Origin of the sequence: Sporomusa sp. (genome assembly GCF_035561255.1) — a bacterium.
Lineage (GTDB): Bacteria > Bacillota > Negativicutes > Sporomusales > Sporomusaceae > Sporomusa.
Map to the genome: position 1 here is coordinate 1 of NZ_DATMXX010000181.1, position 7308 is coordinate 7308.

The window sequence follows — 7308 nt, forward strand, 5'->3', positions numbered from 1 at the left end:
GTAATATGATATACTAAGGTTAGATTTCTTCGACGAACAAGGGGAGTAATAATATGAAACTCATCATTCTGGCTGGCGGTGGCGGTACTCGCTTATTCCCGTTATCACGCACCTGCCTGCCTAAACAATTTCTAAAACTCGGCAACTCTGACTCGCTGCTCACGCAAACTGTGAACCGGTTTTTACCGCTCATAAAACCTGCAGATATTGTTGTTGTAACCAATAAAGAGTATATGCACCATGTAAAGACCGAACTGGCGACCTGTGGCGCCGGCGCTGCCCATATCCTGTTAGAGCCTGTGGCCCGGAACACGGCTCCGGCCATAGCTTTGGCTGTCCGTTTTTGCCTGGATGAGCTCAATATCACCGGTAAGGAGGTCCTTTTTGTAACACCGGCCGACCATATTATCCATCCTGTTGATATTTTTGCGAAAAATGTCCGGCAGGCAGTTGAACTGGCTGCTCTAAATAAGGTTGTGACCTTTGGTATCAAACCGGCTAAACCTGAAACAGGCTATGGCTATATTCAGGCCGGAGACAGCTGTGGCATTGGCTATGATGTAGCCTCTTTCCGGGAGAAACCGGATAAAGACACTGCGGCAAACTACCTTGCTGCAGGTAACTACTACTGGAATTCAGGGATGTTTGCCTTCACGGCAGGCTGCATTATGGAAGAGTTCAGTGCCTATGCGCCGGATATTTTTCAGCTGGCAGCTGCGCCATTGTCTGAAGTCATTGATAAGTTTGCGGCAATGCCGAATATCTCCATCGATTATGCGGTGGCCGAACAGTCGGCGCGGGTGGTGATGGCCCCCCTTACCGCCTATTGGAACGACATTGGCTCCTGGGATGCCATCTATGATGTGCTGGAAAAAGATCAGGCTGGCAACGCCCTGAATGGTGACTGCCTGCCCATCGACTGCGCCAATACGCTTATGCTGGGACGTAACCGATTAATTGCCGGTATCGGCCTGGAGGATATCCTGGTTGTCGAGACCGATGACGTCATCGTCGTGGCCAAGCGGGGTGAATCGCAGAAGGTGAAAGACGTTGTCACCGAGCTTAAAGCCAGGGGGCGGCGTGAGGTCGATGAACATACGACTATGTACCGGCCCTGGGGTAGCTATACGGTACTGGGGGAGGGGCCTGGCTACAAAATGAAAAAGATTGTGGTTACCCCCGGCGGGCAACTGAGCCTGCAGCTCCATTATCACCGCAGTGAGCACTGGATTGTTATCGGTGGTACAGCCAAGGTGACAATCGGTGAGCAGGAACAAATGGTCCATGTCAATGAGAGTGTCTATATCCCGACTTCCACCAAACACCGCCTGGCGAATCCGGGCAAGCTGCCGCTTGAAATCATTGAGGTGCAAAACGGCAGCTATCTGGGGGAAGATGATATCGTCAGGTTTGACGATGTGTACGGGCGGGCTTAAGCACGAAAAATCCTGTCAGTTTTGGCTGACAGGATTTTTATGTGTCGATATATAACGTTTATCAGGGTCTATATGACACAATTTTATGCGCACAATTATCTGGCCCGTTTCAGCAAGAGAATCTCTGCTTCATGCTGGGCATAATCGGCAGTCAGCTTGCGCAGAATTTCTGTGTGTAAAAGCTGGGCAGTTTCCATTTTGTCAATTTTCTGCTCCAGGACCGTAACCATGTGCACGACATCGGCAAATCCGCTTGTCGTTTGGGCTTCGAGCGCGCCCATCCGGAATTCGAGCTTGTCGACTTTTTCTTCCAGTCTGTCAAATCTGTTTTCGAGCCTGTCCAGTCTGCTTTCGACCCTGTTGACTTTTTCTTCGAGCCTGTCAAACCTGACTTCCATCCTGTCCATGCGGCCGACAAGCTCCTCTGTTACCGCATTGTTGTGTCCGACCATTTTAACCAATTGCTCCATCAAGACCTGCATCTGATTGAGCTGTTCCTTTGTCTCCATATTTATTCACCTCATCTTCCAAACTATTTTATCCTACTATTATTCTAACCCTTGTCGGCAAGATAGACAAGCAATTCTTTGTGCCAATCAAACAACTGCATGAGTCGGTCTAAAACCAAAAATATTCCTGGCAGCATTTGTCTGAACAGGAATATTTTTTTCGATGTAGTATATAGTATAGAGTTGGAAAAGAAGAGGAGCGTGACTGTATGGAGATTAAACGTAACGCGTTCAAGGCGTATGATATTAGGGGCCGGGTTCCTGATGAATTAAACGAAGAGATGGCCTACCGGATTGGACGGGCCTATGTAGATATTTTTAAAGCAAAGAAAGTAGCCGTGGGGCATGACATCCGGCTCTCCGGCCCAGCATTTAGAAATGCCCTGGTACGCGGCCTGACAGAAGCCGGTTGTGATGTTGTTGACATTGGGATGTGTGGAACCGAACAGATCTATTTTGCCACCGCTCACCTGAAACTCAGTGGCGGCATTATGATCACTGCCAGCCATAACCCGCAGGACTATAACGGAATGAAGCTGGTACGGGAAGACTCCCGGCCAATTAGCGGTGACAGTGGTCTTAAAGAGATCGAGGAACAGGTTGTCACCGGTGAGTTTCCCCCTGTCAGGGACGTTACCTCCGGCCAGGTTACCTATGCTGATGTCATGCAGGACTATGTGGCGCACCTCTTAACCTATGTTGATCATTCTCTGTTAAAACCCCTGAAGGTGGTTGTTAATGCCGGCAATGGCGGCGCCGGTGCCGTAATTGATGCCCTGGAGCCGCATTTGCCGTTTGAGTTTATTAAGATTAATCATGACCCTGACGGCAGCTTCCCGAACGGTGTACCTAACCCGCTGCTTATTGAAAACCGCGAGGCCACTGCCCGGATTGTCCGTGAGCACGGGGCGGCAATCGGCATTGCCTGGGACGGGGATTTTGACCGCTGCTTCCTGTTTGATGAACAAGGCAACTTTATTGAGGGCTATTACCTGGTCGGTTTTTTGGCACAGGCGTTTCTCCGGCGTTATGCCGGGGCCAAGATCATTTACGACCCGCGTCTGACCTGGAATACGATTGAATTAGTCGAGAAAGCAGGCGGCATTCCAGTTCTGTCCAAAAGCGGCCATGCCTTTATCAAGGAACGCATGCGTAAAGAGGATGCCGTCTATGGCGGTGAGATGTCGGCCCACCACTATTTTAAAGAGTTCTCCTACTGCGACAGCGGCATGATCCCCTGGCTGCTGGTGCTTGAGATTATGTGCCGGGAGGGTAAACCATTATCTGAGCTGATGCGCGAAAGAACCGCGTGTTATCCGGTCAGTGGTGAGATCAACAACACGGTAGCTGACGCCAGGGCTGTCATTAAAAAGATTGAGGATAAATATACACCCGGGGCTGTTAAGGTAGAACGGATCGATGGGCTCAGTGTTGAATATGAACAGTGGCGGTTTAACGTCAGAATGTCCAATACCGAGCCGGTGCTCAGGCTCAATGTTGAATCCAGGTGTGATAGTAAGTTAATGGAAGCAAAGACGGAGGAACTGCTGGCGTTAATACGGGCATGATAGGAGTGAGGGCATGACTAAAGCTCACGGGAAAATAAAAAAGGCAGTCATTCCTGCTGCTGGTCTTGGGACCCGGTTTTTGCCGGCAACCAAGGCCCAGCCCAAGGAAATGCTGCCTATTGTCGACAAACCTGCCATTCAGTTTATCATTGAAGAGGCCATGCAGTCCGGTATTGAAGAAATCCTGATTATTACCGGGCGGAACAAGCGGGCGATTGAAGACCACTTTGACCGGGCGATTGAACTGGAGATGACGCTCAAGGCCCAGGGCAAGTATGACCTGCTGGGGCTTGTCGAGGAATTGTCAGAGGTAACGATCCACTATGTGCGGCAAAAGGAAGCCAGGGGGCTGGGGCATGCTGTGCTGTGCGCCAAGCAGTTTGTGGGCAACGAGCCGTTTGCCGTCCTGTTAGGGGACGATATTATTGATGCCAATGTACCTTGCCTCAAACAGCTCATGGATGCCTATGACGACTATCCGGGAACCATTCTCGGCGTGCAGGAAGTGCCGAAAGATAAAGTATCAAGCTATGGTATCGTCAAACCTGAGCTGGTCAAGGACAATGTCTGGCGGGCCATTGATCTGATCGAGAAGCCGTCAATTGAGGAAGCCCCCTCCCGGCTGGCTGTGCTGGGCCGGTATATCATTGAGCCGGAAATCTTCTATCTGCTGGAAGAAACGCCACCCGGCCGGGGCGGCGAGATCCAGCTGACCGATGCGCTGCGTCGGCTGGCTGCCTTTAAACCGGTGTATGCCTACAACTTTGAGGGCCGCCGCTATGATGTCGGTGATAAGCAAGGGTATCTGGAAGCGACAGTTGAGTACGCCTTAAAGCGTCCTGACCTGCGGGACAAGTTTCTGCGTTACCTGCTCAGGACCATTGGGCCGTTAGGTAAAGATAATGCCGCGGCGACAAATAACGAGAAGTAATAAGCCAGGGTAAATTTTCGCGTCAACAAGATGTGAGGAGATGAATGAATGGCTGACCCTAAAACCGTAATTTCATTACCATCAGGTTTTACCTTGGATGTTACCAATCTGTACGGTGCAGACCGGGTTACTGCTGAAGATATAGCCGGTTTGTCCGAACGGCTCAAGGCGGCTCATCAGGCAATTCAACACATGCGGACTACCGGTGAGATTCGTGGCCATCTGTCGAAAGACGGCAAGCCGGAGCCGGTATTATTCAGCCAACTGCCCTATGTGCAGGCCGGCAACCTTAATAACCCTGAGTCGATTGCCAGGCTCAAAGCATTTGGGCAGTCACAAAGACACCGGGTGGATGTGGTAATCTCCTTTGGCATTGGCGGCTCTTATCTCGGCAACAAGGTACTATTTGACGTGCATTGCGGCGAGTTCTGGAACAGCAAGAGCAGTGAGGCGCGGCAAGGCTACCCTAAGCTGCATTTCAGCGGTAATAATATCGATCCCCGCCGGACTGCTGAACTTATTGAACACATTACCGATGAGGCGAAGCGTAAGGCTATGCATGCCGGCCCCACTGACCAGGTCTACCGGGTGACGCTTGTTGTTATCTCTAAGTCTGGCTCAACACTGGACACCATGTCGACCTTTATGGTGGTCTATGACGCCCTGAAGCAGGCAGCACCGGCGATTACGGTTGAGGTGGTGGCAGTCACCGATCCGGCTGAGGGTGAGCAGGAGACCCTGCTGCACCGGCTTGCCACGCAGCAGGGCTGGCCCATGTTCAGTGTACCTGACGGGGTTGGTGGCCGGTTCAGTATCTTCTCTGAAGTCGGCCTGGTTACGGCAGCCTGTATCGGGTTTGACATTGATGCCTTCTTAGCGGGTTCCAGGTCAATGGATGAGGCCTGCCAATCGGCTGACATCTGGCAAAACCCGGCTATGCTCAACGCAGCCCTCAAGTATCTGGCTGCCGCTAACCACGGACGGGATATTGAGGTATTTATGCCTTATGCCGATTACCTTAAGGCTGTGGCCGAGTGGTATATCCAGCTGCTGGCCGAGTCGTTGGGTAAACGGACTAACCGGAACGGTCAGGAGGTATACTACGGGCGTACGCCTACTGTCGCAGTTGGTACGACCGATATGCATGCCCAGACCCAACTGCATCAGGATGGCAAACGCGACAAGCTTGTACAGTTTGTCCAGGTCGGCCGGTGGCAGCAGGATGCTGTCATTCCCAACAGCTTTCCTTCAGCCGCTAAACTGGCTGACATAGCGGCACTACGGCTAAGCCAGGCGCTGGATGCTGCCAGAGAGGCCAATGCAGCTGCCCTGGTAAACGATAACCGCTTTAATGCTAACTTCCTGTTGCCGCAAATGAATGCCTACCACCTGGGTGAGCTTTTGTACCTACTCGCCCTATCTGTCGCCTATGAGGGGGAATTAGCCAACGTGGATGCCTTTGATCAACCAGGAGTAGAGGCCTATAAACGTCTGTTAGGGCCTATGTTGAAAAATATGAAGTAGACCTAAATTGATAGGTCAGTTAAATTCACTCGAAAGCGAGTGAATTTTTTTTTCGAACGCAGCGGCGAAAGAAAATACAAAGCGTCGAATATTGTTTTTTTGTACAGTTATGCAGTGGTATGTGTAGGATATTGTTGTATAAAAAACATTGTAAAATTCACAATATTTCACTAAAATTAGAACATAAAGAGGCGATGAATTTTAATCCTGGTTTCACAGGGCGCTGGGTCCTGTGGCTGGCTGAGGGCGGGATATAAATGGATAATACTGATTACCTTGAGTCCCTGAAACAGAAATTAGCTAAGCTTGGGTACAGTCCTTATCAGATTAATAAAATCAGTTATGATATGATAGGAACCTTCGGTAATGGCAACCTGTCCCCAGACCAGTATCTTACCCTTGTGACCGCGATGGAAGACTATATTGCTTTTGATCAAAAAAGTCCTAGGCGGAAAGTTCGTATGAAAGGGACTAACTAACGTTATAAGCGGTACCCGGAACCACTCCCTGGCGGAGTGGTTTTATATATAACATGTTACCGCTTTTTGATTGGAGATGGGAAGGATGGAAGATGAACCCTCTGATTCTGCCAGCAATGAGGATGCCGCTGGCATAGATGCAATGTACCGCATCGCCATGTTGCTGGCGCAACATTTAAACCTGCAGGAAATGTACCAGACCATCGTTCACCTTGGGTGCGAGTTAACCCAAACACACCACGGGTTTCTCTATGTAGTGAATGACAAATTGGAAAAACTTGAACTAAAATATGGGGTAGGTGTCTATCGCCATTATCAGGGTGTGGACAGAAAAAAGGATGAGCCGTCAGTTTCCAGCACTGTCTGGAAGACCGGCCGGCCTTTACTGATCGAGAATATTGCGCAATGGCACGCGCGCGCTACCGACCGCCCTTATGGCTGGGATACTGTTCACTCTGTTCTGGGTATCCCGCTGCAGTTGGATTATGGTGTGATTGCAGTTATTGGCCTGGGGTTTTCAACAAAGAGCAGGGTGCTTACCGACAACGAAGCGGATTTACTGGGACGTTTTGCGGCTCTGGCCGCAGTATCATTGCAGAATGCTATGGTGCATAGTGGTTTACACGCAGCGTTATTGGAGAAAAAGGCTATTCCAAACCTGCCTAATCTCACTGACCGAGAGAAAGCAGTTCTGGTCAGGATGGCTAACGGCTTATCCAACCGAGAGATCGCGAAGGATATGGGGATCGAAGTCTGTACAGTAAAGACCCATGCCCACCATCTGTTTGACAAATTGGCGGTGCGCAATCGCGCCGAGGCAGTGGTAAAAGCATGGGAATATCGAGTAAATGATATGTAATG

The 7308-nt window shown here is 50.3% G+C and carries 7 protein-coding genes; 6 read left to right on the forward strand and 1 reads right to left on the reverse strand.

The features are described from left to right. Positions 1-53 precede the first annotated feature (53 nt). Positions 54-1436, forward strand: coding sequence for a mannose-1-phosphate guanylyltransferase/mannose-6-phosphate isomerase (locus VN379_RS10125; RefSeq protein WP_325533395.1), 1383 nt, complete (start codon positions 54-56; stop codon positions 1434-1436). Positions 1437-1531: 95 nt separating this feature from the next. On the opposite strand, the gene VN379_RS10130 is transcribed toward VN379_RS10125, so the two are convergent. Further along, entirely contained in the window at positions 1532-1945 is a 414-nt protein-coding gene (locus VN379_RS10130) for a hypothetical protein (protein ID WP_325533397.1), read from the reverse strand. 209 nt (positions 1946-2154) lie between these two features. On the opposite strand from VN379_RS10130, the gene VN379_RS10135 reads away from it, so the two are divergent. From VN379_RS10135 to VN379_RS10155, 5 genes are all read left to right on the forward strand, one after another. Continuing rightward, positions 2155-3513: a phosphomannomutase gene (locus tag VN379_RS10135; protein ID WP_325533399.1), complete on the forward strand. Its 1359-nt coding sequence runs from the start codon at positions 2155-2157 to the stop codon at positions 3511-3513. 13 nt (positions 3514-3526) lie between these two features. Continuing rightward, positions 3527-4444 carry a UTP--glucose-1-phosphate uridylyltransferase GalU gene (gene galU / locus VN379_RS10140; RefSeq protein ID WP_325533401.1) on the forward strand — a complete coding sequence of 306 codons (918 nt, stop codon included), beginning with the start codon at positions 3527-3529 and terminating at the stop codon, positions 4442-4444. A gap of 48 nt (positions 4445-4492) precedes the next feature. Next, on the forward strand, positions 4493-5968 hold the full coding sequence (locus VN379_RS10145; protein WP_325533403.1) for a glucose-6-phosphate isomerase: 1476 nt from the start codon (positions 4493-4495) through the stop codon (positions 5966-5968). A gap of 257 nt (positions 5969-6225) precedes the next feature. Beyond that, positions 6226-6447: a hypothetical protein gene (locus VN379_RS10150; protein WP_325533406.1), complete on the forward strand. Its 222-nt coding sequence runs from the start codon at positions 6226-6228 to the stop codon at positions 6445-6447. A gap of 85 nt (positions 6448-6532) precedes the next feature. Then, positions 6533-7306 (forward strand): LuxR C-terminal-related transcriptional regulator, encoded by a 774-nt coding sequence (locus VN379_RS10155; protein ID WP_325533408.1) that lies wholly within the window; start codon positions 6533-6535, stop codon positions 7304-7306. Positions 7307-7308: the final 2 nt, after the last annotated feature.